The 19,025-nt window shown below is 73.3% G+C and carries 21 protein-coding genes; 13 read left to right on the forward strand and 8 right to left on the reverse strand.

Translation table 11 applies throughout. The annotated features are described in order from the left end of the window. Window positions 1–16: 16 nt before the first annotated feature. Genes ACILRH_RS04895 through ACILRH_RS04910 form a run of 4 tightly spaced genes read right to left on the reverse strand, consistent with a single transcriptional unit; the run spans window position 17 to window position 3,495 of the window. Window positions 17–973, reverse strand: a complete 957-nt coding sequence (locus tag ACILRH_RS04895) for a hypothetical protein (RefSeq protein WP_395691244.1) — start codon at window positions 971–973, stop codon at window positions 17–19. After that, a complete protein-coding gene (locus ACILRH_RS04900; protein WP_395691246.1) occupies window positions 970–1,881 on the reverse strand; it encodes an ABC transporter ATP-binding protein in 912 nt (303 codons plus the stop codon). The genes ACILRH_RS04895 and ACILRH_RS04900 overlap by 4 nt, the downstream gene beginning before the upstream one ends. 10 nt (window positions 1,882–1,891) lie before the next feature. Then, window positions 1,892–2,596 carry a lipoyl(octanoyl) transferase LipB gene (lipB, locus tag ACILRH_RS04905; protein ID WP_395691248.1) on the reverse strand — a complete coding sequence of 235 codons (705 nt, stop codon included), beginning with the start codon at window positions 2,594–2,596 and terminating at the stop codon, window positions 1,892–1,894. After that, window positions 2,593–3,495, reverse strand: a complete 903-nt coding sequence (locus ACILRH_RS04910) for an alpha/beta hydrolase (RefSeq protein WP_395691250.1) — start codon at window positions 3,493–3,495, stop codon at window positions 2,593–2,595. The genes lipB and ACILRH_RS04910 overlap by 4 nt, the downstream gene beginning before the upstream one ends. 66 nt (window positions 3,496–3,561) lie before the next feature. On the opposite strand from ACILRH_RS04910, the gene ACILRH_RS04915 reads away from it, so the two are divergent. Together ACILRH_RS04915 and ACILRH_RS04920 are read left to right on the forward strand one after the other, a co-directional pair. Further along, window positions 3,562–3,753, forward strand: coding sequence for a hypothetical protein (locus ACILRH_RS04915; protein ID WP_395691251.1), 192 nt, complete (start codon window positions 3,562–3,564; stop codon window positions 3,751–3,753). Then, on the forward strand, window positions 3,750–3,884 hold the full coding sequence (locus ACILRH_RS04920; protein WP_395691253.1) for a hypothetical protein: 135 nt from the start codon (window positions 3,750–3,752) through the stop codon (window positions 3,882–3,884). The genes ACILRH_RS04915 and ACILRH_RS04920 overlap by 4 nt, the downstream gene beginning before the upstream one ends. On the opposite strand, the gene ACILRH_RS04925 is transcribed toward ACILRH_RS04920, so the two are convergent. After that, entirely contained in the window at window positions 3,865–4,761 is an 897-nt protein-coding gene (locus ACILRH_RS04925) for a TIGR01777 family oxidoreductase (protein ID WP_395691254.1), read from the reverse strand. The genes ACILRH_RS04920 and ACILRH_RS04925 overlap by 20 nt on opposite strands. A 358-nt stretch (window positions 4,762–5,119) precedes the next feature. On the opposite strand from ACILRH_RS04925, the gene ACILRH_RS04930 reads away from it, so the two are divergent. Next, a complete protein-coding gene (locus ACILRH_RS04930; protein ID WP_395690555.1) occupies window positions 5,120–6,181 on the forward strand; it encodes an IS110 family transposase in 1,062 nt (353 codons plus the stop codon). 162 nt (window positions 6,182–6,343) lie between these two features. Here ACILRH_RS04930 and sucB read toward each other — a convergent pair whose 3' ends face one another. Both sucB and lpdA read right to left on the reverse strand, forming a co-directional pair. Then, window positions 6,344–8,143 (reverse strand): 2-oxoglutarate dehydrogenase, E2 component, dihydrolipoamide succinyltransferase, encoded by a 1,800-nt coding sequence (sucB, locus tag ACILRH_RS04935; RefSeq protein ID WP_395691256.1) that lies wholly within the window; start codon window positions 8,141–8,143, stop codon window positions 6,344–6,346. A 32-nt stretch (window positions 8,144–8,175) separates the two neighbouring features. Further along, window positions 8,176–9,555, reverse strand: a complete 1,380-nt coding sequence (gene lpdA, locus ACILRH_RS04940) for a dihydrolipoyl dehydrogenase (RefSeq protein ID WP_395691257.1) — start codon at window positions 9,553–9,555, stop codon at window positions 8,176–8,178. A gap of 83 nt (window positions 9,556–9,638) precedes the next feature. On the opposite strand from lpdA, the gene ACILRH_RS04945 reads away from it, so the two are divergent. Further along, on the forward strand, window positions 9,639–10,001 hold the full coding sequence (locus tag ACILRH_RS04945; protein WP_395691258.1) for a hypothetical protein: 363 nt from the start codon (window positions 9,639–9,641) through the stop codon (window positions 9,999–10,001). A gap of 25 nt (window positions 10,002–10,026) precedes the next feature. Here ACILRH_RS04945 and ACILRH_RS04950 read toward each other — a convergent pair whose 3' ends face one another. Continuing rightward, window positions 10,027–11,526, reverse strand: a complete 1,500-nt coding sequence (locus ACILRH_RS04950) for a leucyl aminopeptidase (protein WP_395691259.1) — start codon at window positions 11,524–11,526, stop codon at window positions 10,027–10,029. Window positions 11,527–11,569: 43 nt separating this feature from the next. On the opposite strand from ACILRH_RS04950, the gene gcvT reads away from it, so the two are divergent. The 9 genes from gcvT to dapA all read left to right on the forward strand — a co-directional run bounded on the left by gcvT (window position 11,570) and on the right by dapA (window position 19,021). After that, window positions 11,570–12,673 carry a glycine cleavage system aminomethyltransferase GcvT gene (gene gcvT / locus ACILRH_RS04955; protein ID WP_395691261.1) on the forward strand — a complete coding sequence of 368 codons (1,104 nt, stop codon included), beginning with the start codon at window positions 11,570–11,572 and terminating at the stop codon, window positions 12,671–12,673. A 1-nt stretch (window position 12,674) separates the two neighbouring features. Next, window positions 12,675–12,932, forward strand: coding sequence for a hypothetical protein (locus ACILRH_RS04960; protein ID WP_395691262.1), 258 nt, complete (start codon window positions 12,675–12,677; stop codon window positions 12,930–12,932). Between the two features lie 23 nt (window positions 12,933–12,955). Next, window positions 12,956–14,497, forward strand: coding sequence for a sigma factor-like helix-turn-helix DNA-binding protein (locus ACILRH_RS04965; protein ID WP_395691264.1), 1,542 nt, complete (start codon window positions 12,956–12,958; stop codon window positions 14,495–14,497). Window positions 14,498–14,542: 45 nt separating this feature from the next. After that, a complete protein-coding gene (locus ACILRH_RS04970) occupies window positions 14,543–15,385 on the forward strand; it encodes a PhzF family phenazine biosynthesis protein (RefSeq protein WP_395691266.1) in 843 nt (280 codons plus the stop codon). Between the two features lie 17 nt (window positions 15,386–15,402). Next, window positions 15,403–16,224, forward strand: a complete 822-nt coding sequence (locus ACILRH_RS04975; protein WP_395691268.1) for a thymidylate synthase — start codon at window positions 15,403–15,405, stop codon at window positions 16,222–16,224. Window positions 16,225–16,243: 19 nt separating this feature from the next. Further along, window positions 16,244–16,726 carry a dihydrofolate reductase gene (locus tag ACILRH_RS04980; RefSeq protein ID WP_395691269.1) on the forward strand — a complete coding sequence of 161 codons (483 nt, stop codon included), beginning with the start codon at window positions 16,244–16,246 and terminating at the stop codon, window positions 16,724–16,726. Between the two features lie 61 nt (window positions 16,727–16,787). Beyond that, window positions 16,788–17,153: an STAS/SEC14 domain-containing protein gene (locus tag ACILRH_RS04985; protein WP_395691270.1), complete on the forward strand. Its 366-nt coding sequence runs from the start codon at window positions 16,788–16,790 to the stop codon at window positions 17,151–17,153. Window positions 17,154–17,184: 31 nt separating this feature from the next. Further along, on the forward strand, window positions 17,185–18,108 hold the full coding sequence (locus tag ACILRH_RS04990; RefSeq protein WP_395691271.1) for an LLM class F420-dependent oxidoreductase: 924 nt from the start codon (window positions 17,185–17,187) through the stop codon (window positions 18,106–18,108). A 16-nt stretch (window positions 18,109–18,124) separates the two neighbouring features. Then, a complete protein-coding gene (gene dapA, locus ACILRH_RS04995; RefSeq protein ID WP_395691272.1) occupies window positions 18,125–19,021 on the forward strand; it encodes a 4-hydroxy-tetrahydrodipicolinate synthase in 897 nt (298 codons plus the stop codon). Window positions 19,022–19,025: the final 4 nt, after the last annotated feature.

Genomic DNA, 19,025 nt, shown 5'->3' on the forward strand with positions numbered 1-19,025 from the left:
GCGGGGCCAGCCCGGCTCAGGGCACGTCCCGCCGCCGGAAGGACGCCACCGACGCTGCTGCTGCGGCCACGAGCGCGACCCCGTAGTACCCCATCCCGTGCCACAGCGACAGGTCGTGCACCGGGCGGCAGTCGACGCCGTCCGGGACGACCCCGCCGTTGCAGGCGGCCGGCGGCTCGACCCAGTAGGTCGTGCCGTTCTTGACGATCGCGGACACGTTCTTCTGCGGCTGCCACTGCTCGCCGAGGGAGACGGCGGCGATGACGATGCCGCCGGCCACGGCGACTCCGAAGAGCACGCCGACGGTCGCGACGGTGCTGCGCAGCAGCATGGTCAGGGCGTAGCCGCCGAGGGCTGCGGCGGTCGCGAACGCCGCCCCGCGCCACCCGTAGGCCAGGGCGTCACCGAGAGCCCCGGGACGCAGCGGCAGGTCGCGGGAGCGGACGACGGCCCACAGGGTCAGCCAGTACGCCGCGCTGACGACTGCCGAGACCACGAGGCTCACCAGCGTCACCGCGACCGCCTTGGCGACCCAGATCCGCGTCCGCCGGCTCTCGAAGAGCAGCTGGTTGCTCATCGACCCGCTCGCCCAGTCGTGCCCCACGAACGTCGTCGCGGCGAGCACCAGCAGCGCGGTCAGGACGGCCACCACGCCCATGCCCGAGCCGCCGCTGCGCTCGCCGGCGAGGGTCAGCTGCTCCCGACCGGTGTACCAGCCGACGATCCGGTCGGTGCACTGCTGCTCACCGGCGCGGGCGGGCAGGCCGAACCGGCGCGGGTGCTCGGCGCACTGCGCGATCTCGTGCGCGTTGTCGTGGGCGACCTGCGCGACCTCGGACTCGCTCACCGGCCGGGTGGCCCACACCCGGGACGCGGCGATGAGGGCGGGCACTGCCACCGCGAGCAGGAGGAGCACCAGGACGGCGCGGCGCCACCGCAGCCGGGTCAGCTCGACCCCGACCAGCCGGATCACCGGTCGGCTCCCAGCTCGGTGCCCGCGGTCAGCTCCAGGAACACCGACTCCAGGTCCCGGCGCAGCGGCGTCAGCTCGGTGAGCCAGATGCCGGCGGCACCGAGGGCCTGGGTGACCGCCGCAGGGGTGTCGGTCTCGACGACCAGCCCGTCACCGACCTCGAAGCCCGCCTCGGTGAGCACCCGCCGGGCCGCCGCGGCGTCGGGGGCGCCGACGCGGTACGCCGTGCTCCGCCCGACCAGCTCGTCGACCGGTCCGGACGCCAGCAGCCGGCCCTGGCCGATGATCGTGGCGGAGGTGCACACCTGCTGGACCTCGGCCAGGATGTGGGAGCTGAGCAGCACGGTCACCCCGGACTCGCCGAGCCCGCGGACGGTCTCGCGGATCTCGCGGATGCCGGCCGGGTCCAGGCCGTTGGTCGGCTCGTCGAGGATGAGCAGCTCGGGCTCCTTCAGCAGGGTCGCCGCGATCGCGAGGCGCTGCTTCATGCCCAGCGAGTAGGCCTTGTAGCGGTCGCGGTCGCGCCCGGTGAGGCCGACGGTCTCCACCGCGGCGTCGACCCGGGACGCCGGCACGCCGATGGACCGGGAGAGCAGCAGGAGGTTCTGGCGGCCGGTGAAGTTCGGGGAGAACTTCGGGCTCTCCACGACCGCACCGATCCGGTCGAGGACGGCCGGGAGCCGGGCGGGCACGGGCTCACCGAAGAGCCGCATCTCCCCGGCGGTCGCCCGGGCCAGCCCGAGGAGCATCCGGATCGTCGTGGTCTTGCCCGAACCGTTGGGCCCGAGGAAGCCGTGGACGCCGCCGGCGGGCACCGCGAGGTCGAGCCGGTCGACCGCGACCCGGCGTCCGCGGCGACTGCTGAACTCCTTGCGAAGCCCCGAGGTCTCGATGACGAGCTCAGTCACCGGCGAGAGGCTACGGCGTGAGGAGCTCGATCCGGGGATGGCGCGCGGGGTCGGGGCGCGGGTCGTAGTCGGGGGTCGCGTCGTAGGGGGTCCAGTCGAGGTAGCGGCGCAGCTGCTCCTCGACGTACGGCGTCGCCTCGGCCACGGTGACGTCGCGGCCGAGCTCGCGGCTCAGGGACGTGACGCCCGCGTCGGCGATGCCGCAGGGGACGAACCGGTCGTACCAGGCGAGGTCCACGTCGCAGTTGAGCGCGAAGCCGTGCATGGTGACGCCCCGGCTGACCCGGATGCCGAGGGCGGCGATCTTGCGCTCGGGGCCGTGGTCGTCGGCGCGCAGCCACACGCCGCTGCGACCCGGCACCCGGGCGGTGACGACGCCGAGGTCGGCGCACGCGCGGATCAGCGCCTCCTCGACCCGGCGCACGTAGTCGACGACCTTGACGTGGTCGGGCAGCGTGAGGATCGGGTAGCCGACCAGCTGCCCGGGGCCGTGGAAGGTGATCTTGCCGCCCCTGTCGACGTCGATGACCTCCGCGCCGCCGGGGTCGGCCGGGCGCTCGTGCGGCTCGGTGCGCTTGCCCGCGGTGAAGACCGCCGGGTGCTCGAGCAGCAGCACCGTGTCGGGGCGCTCGCCGGCGACGACCTGGGCGTGCACGTCGCGCTGCAGGTCCCACGCGGCGCGGTAGTCGACCAGACCGGCGTCCTCGAACCTCACGACCCCGAGCCTACGTGGCGGCCGAGGAACGCGAGCTGCGCAGCCAGCATGCGGCGCCAGTACGCCGGGTCGTGCGCGCCCGGCTCGAACGTGCTCGTGACGTCGACGCCGGTGTCCTCCAGCGAGCGGACGTAGTCCTGGACGTCGCGGTAGAACGGGTCGCCGGTCCCGATGTCGACGCGCACCGGGATGCCGACGAGGTCGTCCTCGTGGCCGACGACGCGGTAGCGCTCGTACTCCTCCGGCCCGGAGAAGCCCGAGCGCGACGCGTCGGCCGGGTCGCTCCAGATCGCTGGGCTCGAGGCCACGACCGCGGGGACGCGCGCCGGGCCGAGGAGTCCGGCGAGCCGCAGCGCGCCGTACCCGCCCATCGACCAGCCGATCAGCCCGACCCGCCGGGTGTCGACGCCACGCTGCTGCAGGAGGGGGAGCAGCTCGTCGGTGACCATCGCCGAGGCGTCCTCGCCGTCGGGTCGCGGGTGCCAGTAGGACCTGCCGCCGTCGGCCGCCGCGATCAGGAACGGCGGGACGCCGTCCCGGACCGCCGCGGCGAGGAACCGGTCCAGCCCGAAGGACGGGCCGAGCAGCGAGGTGTGGTCCTCGCCGAGGCCGTGGAGGGCGACGACCAGCGGCAGGTCGCGCACGGCGTGGTCGCCGGGCGGGTGGATCAGGCACCACCCGGTCTCCGCGCCGAGCCGCGCGGTCGAGACGAAGCTGCCCGAGTCGACCCGTCCGGGGACGACGTCGGGGACCTGTCCCGCGGCGCCGTTGAGGTGCAGGGTCGACTGGAGCCAGGGCCGGCCGGGCAGTGCACCCTGCTCGACGCCGTACGCGGCGCCGGCGACGACCGCGGCACCGGCGGCGGTGCCCCCGAGGAGGAGCGCGCGGCGGCTCAGCACCCGGTCAGTCTCCCAGGCCTGTGGACGACCGGCGGGACGACCCGCGGAACGGGGTACGAGGTGGGGGTGGTCCTCCTCCCGCTGCTGCTGCCCACTGCGCTCGCCCTCACCCCGGTCGAGGTGCTCGACGCCTGGGACGAGCAGCGAGCGGCCGCGTGGTCGGCCGGTGACGTCGCCGGGCTGCGGTCGCTCTACACGCCCGGCTCGGCGGCCGGCCGCGCGGACGTCACACGCCGGCGCGGCTGGTGCTCGACGTGACCGACCGTCTCGTCGGCGGCGTCACCGTGCCGGGCCGGGTGGCCCTGCCGGTCGACCGGCCGAGCCGGCACCGCGTCGTGCTGCGGCGGACCGCGGGGGAGTGGCGGGTGGTCAGCTCAACGCCGCCCTGACCACCTCGTGCACGGTGGCGTCGCGGAAGGTATAGCCGGCTCCCTCGAGCACGGCGGGCCGGGCGTTGACCGAGCCCAGCACCTCCGAGGAGAGCTCGCCGGCGCCGGTGCGGACCGCGAAGGCGGGCGCGGCGAGGAACGCCTTGCGGCCGACCGCGCGGGCCAGCGCCGCGGTGAACTCGGCGTTCGTCGGGGTCTCGGGGCAGCACAGGTTGACCGGGCCGCTCACGTCGTCGTGCTCGGCGAGGTGGACGACGCCGCCGACCCAGTCGTGCAGCGAGATCATCGGCATGAACTGTCGACCGTCACCCAGCCGCGTCCCGAGGCCGAGCCGGAACAGCAGCCGCAGCTGCTTGAGCGGCGCGGCGCGGCGGTCCATCACCGGCGCGGTGCGCAGGAACGCCACCCGGGCGCCCGCGTCGACGGCCGCCGTAGCCGCGTCCTGCCACTCGTGGGAGACGTCGGTGAGCAGGCCACCGTCACCGGCGGCCGAGTCCTCGGTCAGGACCTCGGCGCCGCGGTCGCCGTACCAGGAGATGCCGTTGCCGGCGAGGTAGGCCGGCGTCCGCTCGGCGTCCGCGATCGCCTGGGCGAGCACCCGGGTGGTGGTGACCCGGCTCTCGCGCAGCTCCCGGGCCCACTTCCCGGAGTGTGGGTTGCCGGCCGTCGGCGCGCCCGCCAGGTTGACCACCACGTCGGCGGCCCCGACGACCTCACGGTCGTAGACCCCGGCGTAGGGGTCCCAGCTGGACTCCCCGGCGCCGGCGGCCGGTCGGCGTACCAGCGCCACCACGGTGTGGCCGCGCCGGCGCAGCTCCTCGGACAGGTGGGTCCCCAGGAACCCGGACGCCCCGGCGATCACGACGTTCAGCGGCATGGGCCCAGCCTCTCAGACCGACCCCAGCCGACCGCCTCCTCGGGGTGCCTGCTCTGGGGACGTCATACGGGGTGGCTGTCTGGGCGACCAGGTCGGATGACTGTGAGGATTCCGTTGGCAGCCTGATGGTGCTGGGCTGTGGGTCGAGGGCTGCGGGTGTGACCCGTCGGATGACTGGCTTCGTGCCCTTGGGGCGACTTGTCCGCTCGTGGTCCTCGGCCCCGGCCCGGGTCGGAGTAGCTGGCCTGATCAGGAGCTTGACCGTCGGGTGTTGACCCACCCGTCGTGTCTCATCACAGTCCTGCCGATTTCTCCGCCCGGACCGGATCCACATCCACTCCCAGGCAAGGAGGAACGCATGACCAGTCTGACCGATCTAAGTGATCTGGTCGACGTCGTGATCGGCGTCGACACCCACGTCGACACCCACGCCGCGGCCGCCATCGACGTCCGCACCGGTGGGGTGCTCGACGAGATCACCGTCGAAGCCAACGCCGAGGGCTACGCCCAGCTGGTGGAGTTCGCTGACCAACACGCGGTGCTGCGCGCCTGGGCGATCGAGGGCACCGGCTGTCACGGCGCGGGCCTGGCCCACCACCTGGCTCGCGGTGAGGAGCTGGTCATCGAGCTCGACCGTCCCGAGCGGGCCCAACGCCGCAACGGGGAGAAGTCCGACCCCCTCGACGCGGTCCGTGCTGCCCGCGAGGCGCTCGCGCGACCCCGGTGGGGCACCCCGCGCCAGGGCGGGGAACGCCAAGCCCTATCGGTGCTGCTGGCTGCACGACGCTCCGCGGTCCAGGCCGGCACCGACGCACAGCGGCAGGTGTTCAGCCTGGTCATCGCTGCCCCCGAGCAGATCCGTGACCGGTTCCGTGGCCAACAGCTGCCCGCGATGATCAAGACTGCCGCTGCCCTGCGAACCCACGCCTCCTGGGACACCGAGACCACCACCACGGTCACCGCCCTGCGGTCCCTGGCCCGCCGCGCCCAGGCCCTCGCCCAGGAGGCCGCCGACCATCAGAAGGCGATCAAGACCATCGTCGGCCGGTGGCGACCCGACCTGCTCGCGCAGCCCGGCATCGGACCCATCGTGGCCGCGACCGTCCTGTGCGCCTGGTCCCACCCCGGTCGCATCCACTCCGAAGCCGCGTTCGCCAAGCTCGCCGGCGTCGCCCCCATCAAGGCCAACAGCGGCAAGATCACCACCCGACACCGGCTCAACCGCTACGGCGACCGCCAACTCAACAGGGCCCTGCACACCATCGCGCTCTCACGCATCCGCTACGACCAGGACACCCGCGACTACGTCGCTCGCCGCACCACCGAAGGCAAGACACCACGAGAGATCAAACGATGCCTCAAGCGCTACATCGCCAGAGACCTCTACCGCCTACTCGAAAACCGCCCCATCACCACTTGACGAACCATAGGAGCGTCGTCCCGCGCCGGCCCGGGGGACGTCATGCGGGGTGGCTGTCTGGGCGGCCGGGTCGGATGACGTCCCGCGCCGGCCCCCGGGACGTCATACGGGGTGGCTGTCTGGGCGACCAGGTCGTATGACGTCCCGCGGACTCGCGACGGCTCAGACCTCGAACTGGCCGGACTCCAGGCGCTGCTTGACGTCGCGCAGGAACCGGCCGGCGTCGGCGCCGTCGACCAGCTGGTGGTCGTAGGTCAGCGACAGGTAGACCATGTAGCGCACCGCGATCGTCTCGCCGAGGTTCGGGTCGTCGATGACGACCGGGCGCTTGACGACCGCGCCCGGGCCGAGGATCGCGACCTGCGGCTTGTTGATGATCGGGGTGTCGAACAGGGCGCCGAAGCTGCCGAGGTTCGTGATCGTGAAGGTGCCGCCGGACAGCTCGTCGGGGCCGATCTTGTTCGTGCGGGTGCGACCGGCCACGTCGGCGATCTTCTTCGCCAGCCCGGCCACCGAGAGGTCGCCCGCGTCCTTGATGACCGGCGTGAGCAGGCCCTTCTCGGTGTCCACGGCGATCGCGAGGTGCTCGCGGTCGAAGTAGGTGACCTCGCCCGCCTCGGTGTCGATCGTCGCGTTGAGCGACGGGTGCACCTTGAGCGCGTCGATGGCGGCCTTGGCGAAGAACGGCAGGTACGTCAGCTTCACGCCCTCACGCGCCAGGAACTCGTCCTTGGCGGCCTCGCGCAGGCGGGCGATGTTGGTGACGTCGACCTCCATCACCTGCGTGAGCTGCGCCGAGGTCTGCAGCGACTCGACCATCCGGGTCGCGATGATCTTGCGCAGCCGCGACAGCTTCTCGGTCTGGCCGCGCAGCGGCGACGGCGTCGCGGCGGGAGCCGGCGCCGAGGCCGCGGGCGCGCCCGCGGCCGGCTGGGCGGCCGGCTGCTGGGCCTGCTGGGCCTTGGCCGCGGCGTCGAGCACGTCCTGCTTGCGGATCCGACCGCCGACGCCGGTGCCGGTGACCGTGGCCAGGTCGACCCCGTGCTGGGCGGCCATCTTGCGCACCAGCGGGGTGACGTAGCCCGGGCCGTCCTCGCCACCACCGGCCGGGGCGGCAGCAGCCGACGAGGTCTCGGCGGCCGGGGTCACCGGCGCCGCCTCGGGCGCCGACGCCGGGGGCGGCGTCGACTCCTGCTTCGCGGGCTCCGGCTCCGGCTCGGGCTCCGGCTCGGGCTCTGGCTCCGGCTCCGGCTCCGGCTGCTTCTCCTCCGCTGCCGGGGCCGCCGGGGCGGCGTCGCCGGAGCCGATCACGGCCAGCTCGGCGCCGACCTCGACGGTCTCGTCCTCCTGGACCTTGATCTCCAGCAGCGTGCCGGCGACCGGCGAGGGGATCTCGGTGTCGACCTTGTCGGTGGAGACCTCCAGCAGCGGCTCGTCGACCGCGACGTCGTCACCGACCTGCTTGAGCCAGCGCGTCACGGTGCCCTCGGTGACCGACTCGCCCAGCGCGGGCAGCGTCACCGCGGTGCCGTCGCCCGCCGCGGGCTTGGCCTCAGCGGCCGGCTTCTCGGCCTCCTCGGCGGCAGGAGCGGGTTCCTCGGCGGCCGCGGGCTCCTGGGCCTGCTGCTCCTCGGGCTCCGGCTCGGCTTCCGGCTCCGGCTCGGCCTCCGGCTCGGGCTCCGGCTCCGACTGCTCCTGCGCGCCGTCACCACCGGTGGACTCGCCCTCGTCGCCGATCACGGCGAGCACCGCGCCGACCTCGACCGTGTCGTCCTCGTTGGCCTTGATCTCCAGCAGCGTGCCGGCGACGGGCGACGGGATCTCGGTGTCGACCTTGTCGGTGGAGACCTCCAGCAGCGGCTCGTCGACGGCCACGGAGTCGCCGACCTGCTTGAGCCAGCGGGTGACGGTGCCCTCGGTGACGGACTCGCCGAGCGCCGGGAGGTTGACTTCGGTGGCCATGGACTTCCTTCGTTAGTGGGGTGGAGCGTCGTTCAGGAGTGAGCGTGCAACGGCTTGCCGGCGAGCGCGAGGTGCGCCTCGCCGAGGGCCTCGTTCTGGGTGGGATGGGCGTGGACCAACGGTGCCACGTCCTCGGGGTACCCCTCCCAGTTGTAGATCAGCTGCGCCTCGCCGATGAGCTCCCCGACGCGGTCGCCCACCAGGTGGACACCGACGACGGGGCCGTCCTTGCGACGGACCAGCTTCACGAAGCCCTGGGTCTTGAGGATCTGGCTCTTGCCGTTGCCGCCGAGGTCGTAGGTGACGGTCTCGATGCCGTCGGCGCCGTACGTCGACGCGGCGGTCGCCTCGTCGAGGCCGACCGAGGCGACCTCCGGGTGGGAGTAGGTGACGCGCGGGATGCCGGCCTCGTCGACCGGCGTCGGGTCGAGCCCGGCGATGTCCTCGGCGACGAAGATGCCCTGCTGGAACCCGCGGTGGGCCAGCTGCAGGCCCGGGACGATGTCGCCGACGGCGTAGACGCCCTTGACGCTCGTGCGGCAGCGGTCGTCGGCGAGCACGAACCCGCGCTCCATGGCGACGCCCTGCTCGTCGTACCCGAGGCCCTCGGTGACCGGCCCGCGCCCGACCGCGACGAGGAGCAGCTCGGCCTCGAGCACGTCACCGCCCTCGACGGTGACGGCGACGCCGGTGTCCGTGGACTTCACGCTCTGGAAGGGCGTGCCGGTGCGGAATGCGATCTTGCGCTTGCGGAACGCCCGCTCCAGCGCCTTGGACGACGCCTCGTCCTCGGCGGCGACCAGGCGGGGGAGCGCCTCGACGATGGTGACCTCGGCGCCGAAGGATCGCCACACGCTGGCGAACTCGCAGCCGATCACGCCGCCGCCGAGCACGATCACCGAGGCGGGCACTCGGTCGAGCCGCAGCGCGTGCTCGGAGGTGATCACCCGCTCGCCGTCGACCTCGAGACCGGGGAGCGTCCGCGCGTAGGAGCCGGTGGCCAGCACGACATGGCGCCCGGTCCAGGCCCGGCCGTCGACGGTGACCTCACGAGGACCGGTCAGCCTCCCGGCCCCCTCGACCACCGTGATGCCGCGGCCCTTCACCAGGCCCGTGAGCCCCTTGAACAGGCGCGAGACGACCCCGTCCTTGTAGGCGTTGACGCCGGCCATGTCGATGCCCTCGAGGCTGGCCCGGACGCCGAACTGCTCGGAGTCGCGCGTCTGGTCGGCAACCTCGGCGGCATGCAGCAGTGCCTTGGTCGGGATGCACCCGACGTGGAGGCAGGTGCCCCCCAGGTTGCCCTTCTCGACCAGCCCGACCGACAGGCCCAGCTGGGCCGCGCGGAGCGCGCATGCGTAGCCGCCTGAGCCCGCACCGAGGATGAGCACGTCGAAGTCGGGTTCGGCCACGGGGCCATCCTTGCACTTCTGCTCAACGTGTCCACGGCACGGGTTCGGTACCTGCGAGTAGCAGGACTTGGCACACTGGAGCCATGGGATGGATGGACCGGTTCCGCGGTGGGCCGAAGATGCGCAAGCCGTCGGGTGACGGCTATCGGACCGGCTCGACCAGCGTGCGCGCCTCCGACGCGACCGACGTCGAGCACCTGCAGAGCTGGCTCGCCGCCCGCGCCGGGGTCGAGGGGTTCGTCGAGCCGCGCACCGCGGTCAGCGACGTGACGCTGCTGCTCGTCGCCCACGACGGGGAGTGGACCCGGCGACGGGTGCCGTCGGTGAAGTGGGCGCACGACTTCTGCAACCGCAGCTCGGTGCCGTCGTACGACGCCGCCGTCGTCGGCATCCCGCAGCGGATGCGCGACTACAACCGCCGCAAGAAGCTGATGGGCGACGCCTGACCGGACTCGCGCCGTCGGGTCGCGGTCAGCGGGCCGCGAGGGCGCGGGCGTGGTCGACCAGGGTGGCGACAGCCACCCCGGTGCCACCGGCCGTGACGTGTCCCCAGGCGCCGCCGGAGTTGAACGACGGCCCGGCGATGTCCAGGTGGGCCCAGGGGATGCCGGCGGTGAACTCGCGCAGGAACGCCGCGGCGTAGAGCCCGCCGCCCCAGCGGATCCAGTCGTGCTGGGCGAGGTCGGCCACCTTGCTGGAGGTGATCCGCTCGCGCATCACCTCGGGGATCGGCATCGGCCACATCTCCTCGCCGGCGGTCGCGGCGGCGGCGAGCACCTCGGCGACCACGTCCTCGGAGCCCATCACGCCGGACACCCGGTCGCCGAGCGCGACGACCATGTGGCCGGTCAGCGTCGCGACGTCGACGATCGTGTCCGGGCCCGCCTCGGTGGCGCGGACCAGCGCGTCGGCCAGGACCAGCCGCCCCTCGGCGTCGGTGTTGAGCACCTCGACCGTGCGGCCGCCGTACATCGTCAGCACGTCACCGGGCCGGGTCGCCGACCCCGAGATCATGTTCTCGGCCATGGGCGCGTAGGTGCTGACCCGGACGGGCAGCCCGAGCTCGGCGATCGCGAACGTCGCCTGCACGACGGCGGCGGCGCCGGCCATGTCCGACTTCATCTCGTTCATGCTCGCCGCCGGCTTGATCGTGAGGCCGCCGGAGTCGAAGGTGATGCCCTTGCCGACCAGGGCGAGGTGGTGCTTCGCGCCCCGGGGGGAGTAGCTGAGCTCGACCAGCCGCGGCGGTGCGCTGGAGCCGGCCCCGACGCCGAGGATGCCGCCGCACCCGAGGTCCGCGAGCTCCTTCTCGTCCAGCACGCGGAGCTTCACCTTCGGCGCACCGCGGCCCGAGGTGAGCGCTCGGTGGGCCGTGACGACCGCGTCGGCGAACAGCGGGGGCGTGAGGTCGCCGGGAGGCGTGTTGACCCAGTCGCGGGTGGCAGCGACCGCGCGCGACACGACCCGCGCCTCCTCGAACGCGGTCAGGGTCTCCTTGCGCCGGGCACCCGGGCTGAGCACGACGACGTCGGCGGGTGCGGTGTCCTTGCTCGGCTTCTTGTACGTCGTGAACGTGTACGCACCCAGCTCGTAGCCCTCGGTCACCGCGCGGACCAGCTCGGGGCCGTCGGCGGGCAGCGCCAGCGCCACCGACGCCGCGTTGGTCACCGAGCGCGCGGCGACGCCGGCCGCCCGGCGTACCGCGGCCGCGTCCGCCATCCTGCCCAGGCCGACCAGCACGAGCAGGGGAGTGGCCAGGGTGTCGCCGGTCGGGACCTTCGCGACCTCGCCGGTCTTGCCGGTCACGCCGAGGGTGGCCAGGAGCGGGCGCAGCCTGCGTCCGTAGGCCTTGGCGACGTCGGCGCCGCCGTCGGCGAGCTCGGCGCCCTTCGCACCCTGGACGACACCGACCACCACCGCGTCGCACCGGGTCTTGGCAGGACTGGCGCTGCGCAGCGTGTACGACGTCACGGGGGCAGGATAGAAGGTCTGCGGCTGCGATAGGTTCGCGCACATGGCCGAGCTCCTCCAATCACCCCTCCACGACCGGCACGAGGCCCTCGGCGCCAAGCTCGCCGAGTTCGGCGGCTGGGCGATGCCGATCGAGTACCCCACGGGCGTGGTCAAGGAGCACACCGCGGTCCGCGAGTCGGTCGGCGTCTTCGACGTCAGCCACCTCGGCAAGGCCACGGTGGAGGGCCCCGGCGCGGCCGACTTCGTCAACCGCACGCTGACCAACGACCTGCGCCGGATCGGCCCCGGCCAGGCGCAGTACACCCTGTGCTGCGACGACGCCACGGGCGGTGTCGTCGACGACCTGATCGCCTACCTGTACGACGACGACCGGGTGCTGCTGGTGCCGAACGCCGCCAACACCGCCGAGGTCGTGCGCCGGCTGCAGGTCGAGGCCCCCGACGGGGTGGTCGTGACCGACCGGCACCGCGACTACGCGGTGCTGGCGGTCCAGGGCACCCGGTCCGACGAGGTCCTCACGGCACTCGGGCTGCCGGTCGGTCACGACTACATGTCGTTCGAGGAGGCGTCCTTCGAGGGAGAGACCGTCGTGGTGTGTCGCACCGGCTACACCGGTGAGCGCGGCTACGAGCTGGTCGCGCCGAACGCCGTCGCCGGGTCGCTGTGGGACGCGATCCTCGCCGCGGGGGAGCCCTTCGGGATCCTGCCGTGCGGCCTGGGGGCGCGCGACACGCTGCGCACGGAGATGGGCTACCCGCTGCACGGCCAGGACATCTCGCTCGACGTCACCCCCAACGAGGCCCGCCTGGGCTGGGCGGTCGGCTGGACCAAGGACGCCTTCTGGGGACGCGACGTGCTCACCGCCGAGCGCGCGGAGGGACCGAAGCGGGTGCTGCGCGGGCTGGTCGCCACCGGGCGGGGCATCCCGCGTCCCCACATGAGCGTCAGCCTCACCCCCGACGTGCTGCTCGGCGAGGTGACCTCGGGCACCTTCTCGCCGACGCTGCGCAAGGGCATCGGGCTGGCCCTGGTGCCGTCCTTCGTCGCGCCCGACGCCGAGGTCGGCGTCGACGTCCGCGGTCGCCGCGAGGTGTTCCAGCTGACCAAGCCCCCGTTCCTCGACCCGTCCGTCCGGGAGTCCTGAGATGAACCTGCCCGAGCACCCGCCGACGTTCCGGCAGCCGACGGCCGTCGACCGCCCGTGGTGGTGGCGGCTCGAGGACGGCACCGGCGCCGAGGTGACCGTGACCGGTGACCTCGCGGACCAACGCTTCGCCTCCCAGGCGGACGCCGAGTCCTGGGTGGGCGAGATCTGGTCGGACCTGGCCACCGAGGGCGTGGACGCCGTGACGCTCTTCGAGCACGACCGACAGGTCTACGGCCCGATGTCGCTGCACGCCTGACGCTCCGGGTCGAGGATGTCCTCATGTCAGGGCAGGACGCCGACTTCACCGCCTACCTGGCGGCGCGGTGGGCGCCCCTGGTGCGCACGCTGGTGCTCCTCGGCCTGCCGCAGCCGGTCGCGGAGGACGCCTGCCTGACCGGGCTCGCCCGCTGCCGGGAGGCGTGGCGAGACCTGCGCGAGCTCGAGGACGTCGACGTGGAGGTCCACCGCGCGGTCCTCGACGCCCGCCCGCGCGGCGAGGTGGGGCCGGTGGTGCTGCCCGTGCCCGAGGAGCCGACCGAGGCGGAGCGGCTGCGCGAGCTGCTGCAGCGGCAGCTGTCCGGTCTCACGGCCGAGGTGCGCGAGGCGATCGTGCTCGACCGGGCCGCCGGCCTCGACCGCGTGCAGGTCGCCGACGTGCTCGACGTGCCGCTCGGCACGGTCGACCGCCGCGTCGCCGACGCCCTGGCCGAGCTGGACCCGCGACTGCGTGCCGAGGACTCCGTCCACGCGGCGGCCGCGACCATCGACGTGCGGCCGCCGCCGTACGACGAGGTGGAGGCGCGGGTGGGCGAGCGGCGTCGGCGCCGCTGGCGGGTGGGGCTCACCGTGACCACCGCGCTGGTCGTCGTGGCCGGGATCGGCGTCTGGGCCAGCACCCGGAGCGCGGCTCCGCCGACCCCGCCGCTGCACGTCGTCGCCGAGCGCAACCCGGTGGGCACGGCCTGGTACGCCGCCGGCCGGCTGCACCTGCGCGCGGTGGTCGTCGACCTGCCCGATGTCACCGATGCCGCGGCCGTCGGGGAGAGCGTCGCCTATGTGGACCAGGACGGCACCGTGGGGATCGTCGACGGCACCGGCGAGCGCGCGGTCGTCGGGTCGGCGGTGCCCGGATCCACGGTGCTCGGGTCGGGTGGTGACGGGTGGGTGGTCTGGCTGCACCCGGAGCCGACCGGGGTGCGCATCGTGGTCTGGTCGACGATCACCGACGCCGTCGTCGCGACCCGCGTCGTCTCCGCGGGCACCGAGCTGGTCGCCATCGACCAGAGCCGCGTGTTCACGCAGTCCGGCCCGGACGTCCAGGTCTGGCTGCCGACCGAGCGCGGGGCCGGAGTGACTCGACTCGGTGGCCGCGACCTCCTGGCGGTCGGCTACGACACGGAGGTCTACCAGCACGGACGTCGGATCCGGGTCGTCCGCTCCTACGCCTCCCTCGCGTTCGGCCGACCGGGCGTCGGCGCGATCCTCTCGGGGGACGCCTTCCAGCTCCTCACGCGCCGCCCCGGCTCGACCGGGCCCGGGACGGCGTACACCCCGCTGCTCTACGACGTCGGTGACGGCGAGCCGCACCCGACCGGGATCGCCCCCGACGAGCGGGTGCTCGACGCGGCCTTCGAGGCCGGTGACGGCGTCGACTACTTCGTCGTGAAGGCGGCCGACCAGGGTGCGGCGATCGGCGGCGGCCCGGGCACCCTGCCGATCCTGCGCCAATGCAGCCCGAGCCGGGACCACCTGGAGCCGGTGGTCTGCCACGACGTCGCGCCGGTCCCGGCCCGGGGCGGCACGCCGTTCTTCGCGGACTGACCTCGCCACCCGACCTCGCCACCCGACCTCGCTACCGTCGACCCCATGCGCTTCAGCCAGGTCGACGTCTTCTCCTCCGAACCGCTGCGTGGCAACCCGGTCGCCGTGGTGCACGACGCCGCAGGCGTCACCGACGAGCAGATGGCGGCGTTCGCCCGCTGGACCAACCTGTCCGAGACCACCTTCCTCCTCCCGCCGACCACGCCGGACGCCGACTACCGGCTGCGGATCTGGACCCCGGGGGGAGAGCTCCCGTTCGCCGGGCACCCCACGCTCGGCAGCGCGCACGCGTGGCTGGGAGCCGGAGGCGTGCCGGCCGCCGGCGCCGAGGACGTGGTCGTGCAGGAGTGCGGCGCCGGGCTGGTGCGGCTGCGGCGGCAGGACGGCCGGCTCTCCTTCCTCGCCCCGCCGCTGGTGCGCTCCGGCCCGGTCGACGACGCCGACCTGCGGGCGATCGCCCGGGCGCTCGGGATCGACCGGGCCGACATCGTCGACAGCGCCTGGGTCGACAACGGACCCGGGTGGGTCGGGGTGCTGCTGGCCGACGCCGACGCCGTGCTGGCGCTGCAGCCCGACTGGGCGGCGTTCGGCGGCCTCGACATCGGCGTCGTCGGCCCGCACGCCGCCGGCGGCCCGGCCGACGTCGAGGTGCGGGCGTTCTGCCCCGGCCTCGGCATCACCGAGGACCCGGTGACCGGATCGCTCAACGCCGGGCTCGGTCAGTGGCTCGCGGGCGACCGGCTGCCGTCGTCGTACGTCGCCGCCCAGGGCACGGCCCTGCAGCGGTCCGGCCGGGTGCACGTGAGCCTGGTGGGGCCTCGTGGGACGGGTGAGGTGTGGGTGGGGGGCGACACCCGCACCACGGTGTCCGGGACTGTCGACCTCTGACGACTAGGGTCGACCTCGTGCAGCAGTACCTCGAGCTCCTCCAGCGCGTCCTCGACGAGGGCGTGGAGAAGAGCGACCGCACCGGCACCGGCACGCGGTCGGTCTTCGGCCACCAGATGCGCTTCGACCTGGACCCCTCGACCGGCGGAGGCTTCCCGCTCGTCACCACCAAGAAGGTCCACACCCGCTCGGTCTTCGGCGAGCTGCTGTGGTTCCTGCGCGGCGACACCAACGTGAAGTGGCTGCAGGACCGCGGCATCACGATCTGGGACGAGTGGGCCGACGACGACGGCGACCTCGGACCCGTCTACGGCTACCAGTGGCGGTCGTGGCCGACCCCCGACGGCCGACACGTCGACCAGATCGTACAGGTGGTCGACCAGATCCGCGTCAACCCGGACTCGCGGCGCCACATCGTGTCGGCCTGGAACGTCGCCGACATCCCGGACATGGCGCTGGCGCCGTGCCACACGATGTTCCAGTTCTACGTCGCGCCCCAGGAGTCCGGCCCCGGCCGGCTCTCCTGCCAGCTCTACCAGCGCTCGGCCGACGTCTTCCTCGGCGTGCCGTTCAACATCGCCTCCTACGCCCTGCTCACCCACATGGTCGCGCAGGTGACCGGCCTCGAGGTCGGCGACTTCGTGCACACCCTGGGCGACGCCCACCTCTACCTCAACCACCTCGACCAGGCGCGCCTCCAGCTGACCCGCGAGCCGCGGCCGCTGCCGCGCCTGGTGCTCGACCCGTCGGTGACCGAGCTCGACGCCTTCGACCTCGAGCACATCGCGGTCGAGGGCTACGACCCGCACCCGGGCATCAAGGCGCCGATCGCGGTATGACCTCGGCAAGGTCCGCGGAGTGAGCAAGCGCGTCGTCATGGTCGCGGCCGTCGCCCGCAACCGGGTGATCGGCAACGGCCCGGACATCCCGTGGCGGGTGCCGGGCGAGCAGGCGGAGTTCAAGCGCCTGACGATGGGCGAGATCCTCGTGATGGGGAGGACGACGTACGAGTCGATCGGCCGGCCGCTGCCCGGCCGCACCACGATCGTGCTCACCCGCGACCGGGAGTGGTCGGCCGAGGGGGTCCTGGTCGCCCACTCGTTCCTCGACGCCCTCGCCCGCGCGGCGCTGCTGCCCGGCGAGGTGATCGTCGTCGGGGGCGCGCAGGTCTACGCCGAGGCGATGCCCCTGGCGAGCGAGCAGATCATCAGCGAGATCCCGCTGGAGCCCGAGGGTGACGCCTTCTACCCCGAGATCGACCCCGCGCAGTGGGAGGTCGTCGACCGGGAGCCGTTCGAGGGCTACGAGCGGGTGACCTGGCTGCGGCGCTCGCGGCTGTGACAGCGAGCGGTCGCCCGCTCCGGGGGATCCGCCGGGGCGGCAGGAGTCGTATCGTGGCCCGATGATCGAGATCATCGAGGACATGCCGGCCGGCACGATCGGCTTCCGCGCGAGCGGCAAGGTCACCGACGAGGACTACCAGGCCGTCCTCGTGCCGGCGGTGAGGACGGCGCTCGAGGCCGGTGAGGTGCGGCTGCTCTACGTGCTGCCCGAGGGGACGTCGTACTCGCCGGGCGCCATGTGGGCGGACACGAAGCTCTGGGCCGGCAACCTGCGCGGGTGGAAGCGCTGCGCGATCGTCACCGACGAGGACTGGCTCGAGAACGCGGTCAAGGCGTTCGGCTGGATGATGCCGGGCAAGGTCAGGGTCTTCGACGACGACGTGGACGACGCCAAGGAGTGGCTGGTCGAGGAGGACGACGACTGACCGCTGCGGCCGACCACGTAGCGTGAGGCGCATGGAGCTGCGCGTCTTCACCGAACCCCAGCAGGGAGCCACCTACGACGACCTGGTCGCCGTGGCGCAGGAGGCCGAGGCGCTCGGCTTCGGGGCGTTCTTCCGCTCCGACCACTACCTCGGCATGGGGACCGAGGGGCTGCCCGGCCCGAGCGACGCCTGGGTCACGCTGGCCGGGATCGCCCGCGAGACCAGGGCGATCCGGCTCGGCACGCTGATGACCAGCGCGACGTTCCGGCTCCCCGGCCCGCTGGCGATCAGCGTCGCGAACGTCGACCAGATGAGCGGCGGCCGGGTCGAGCTCGGCCTCGGCGCCGGCTGGTTCACCCAGGAGCACAGCGCCTACGGCATCCCGTTCCCGGACGCCGGTGAGCGCTTCGACCGGCTCGAGGAGCAGCTCGCGATCGTCACCGGGCTCTGGTCGACCCCGCCGGGGAAGCGGTTCACCCACGAGGGCGCCCACTACACCGTCACCGACAGCCCGGCCCTGCCCAAGCCCACCCAGGAGCGGATCCCGGTCCTGGTCGGCGGGCACGGCAAGCGGCGTACGCCGGAGCTCGCCGCCCGCTTCGCCGACGAGTTCAACATGCCGTTCTCCAGCGTGGAGGACACCCGGGTGCAGTTCGCCCGGGTCCGCGAGGCCTGCGAGCGGAGCGGTCGTGAGCCGGGCTCGATGGCCTGGTCCAACGCGCTGGTCGTCTGCGTCGGCGCGGACGAGGCGGAGGTCGGACGCCGGGCGGCGGCGATCGGCCGGGAGAAGGACGAGCTGCGCGAGAACGGCGTCGCCGGCACGCCCGAGGAGGCCGTCGAGAAGATCCGGCGGTACGGCGACCTCGGGGCCGAGCGGATCTACCTCCAGGTCCTCGACCTCGCCGACCTCGACCACCTCCGGCTCATCGCCCGTGACGTGATGCCACACCTGTGAGCGATAGCCTGGGCACATGACGTCCGCGCCCGCCGCTCCGTTCGGCCACGTCCTGACGGCGATGGCCACCGCGTTCCACGACGACGGCTCGGTCGACCTCGAGGGCACCGCCCGGATCGCCACCCACCTCGTGGAGCACGGCCACGACGGCGTCGTGGTGTCGGGCACCACCGGGGAGTCGCCGACGACCACGACCGAGGAGGACGGCGCGATCCTCGCCGCCGTCAAGGACGCGGTCGGCGACCGCGCGTCGATCGTCGCCGGGGTCGGGACCAACTCCACGGCCCACTCCGTCGAGCTCGCCGAGCAGGCCGCGAAGATCGGCGTCGACGGGCTGCTGCTCGTCACGCCCTACTACAACAAGCCCGGGCAGGCCGGCGTCCTCCACCACTTCCGCTCGGTCGTCGAGGCCACCGACGTCCCCGTGATGCTGTACGACGTCCCCGGCCGCACCGGTACGCAGATCGCGATGGAGACCTACGAGCAGGCGATCGGCTGGGAGCCGGTGGTCGCCGTCAAGGACGCGGTCGGCGACTTCGCGCGCGGCGTCGAGCTCACCCGGCTGGGCTACGCCGTCTACTCCGGCGACGACGCCAGCAACCTCGGGTGGCTGGCCCACGGCGCCGTCGGGTTCGTCTCCGTCGTCGGCCACGCCGCAGGGGACCAGACCCGGGCGATGGCCGAGGCCTTCTGGGCCGGCGACCACGTGCGCGCCCTGGAGATCTTCGGCAGCCTGCTGCCCGCCATCCACGCCGTGATGGGCGTGCCCAACTACGGCGCCACCACCGCCAAGGCAGCACTCCAGCTGCTCGGCGTGCTCGACAACCGCAACGTGCGCGGCCCACTCGTGCCGCTGACCGATGACGAGGTGGCAGCCCTGCGTGAGGGGCTCGCTGCCTCCGGCCTCCTGTAAGGAG

This window comes from Nocardioides sp. (assembly GCF_044226765.1).
Classification (GTDB): domain Bacteria; phylum Actinomycetota; class Actinomycetes; order Propionibacteriales; family Nocardioidaceae; genus Nocardioides.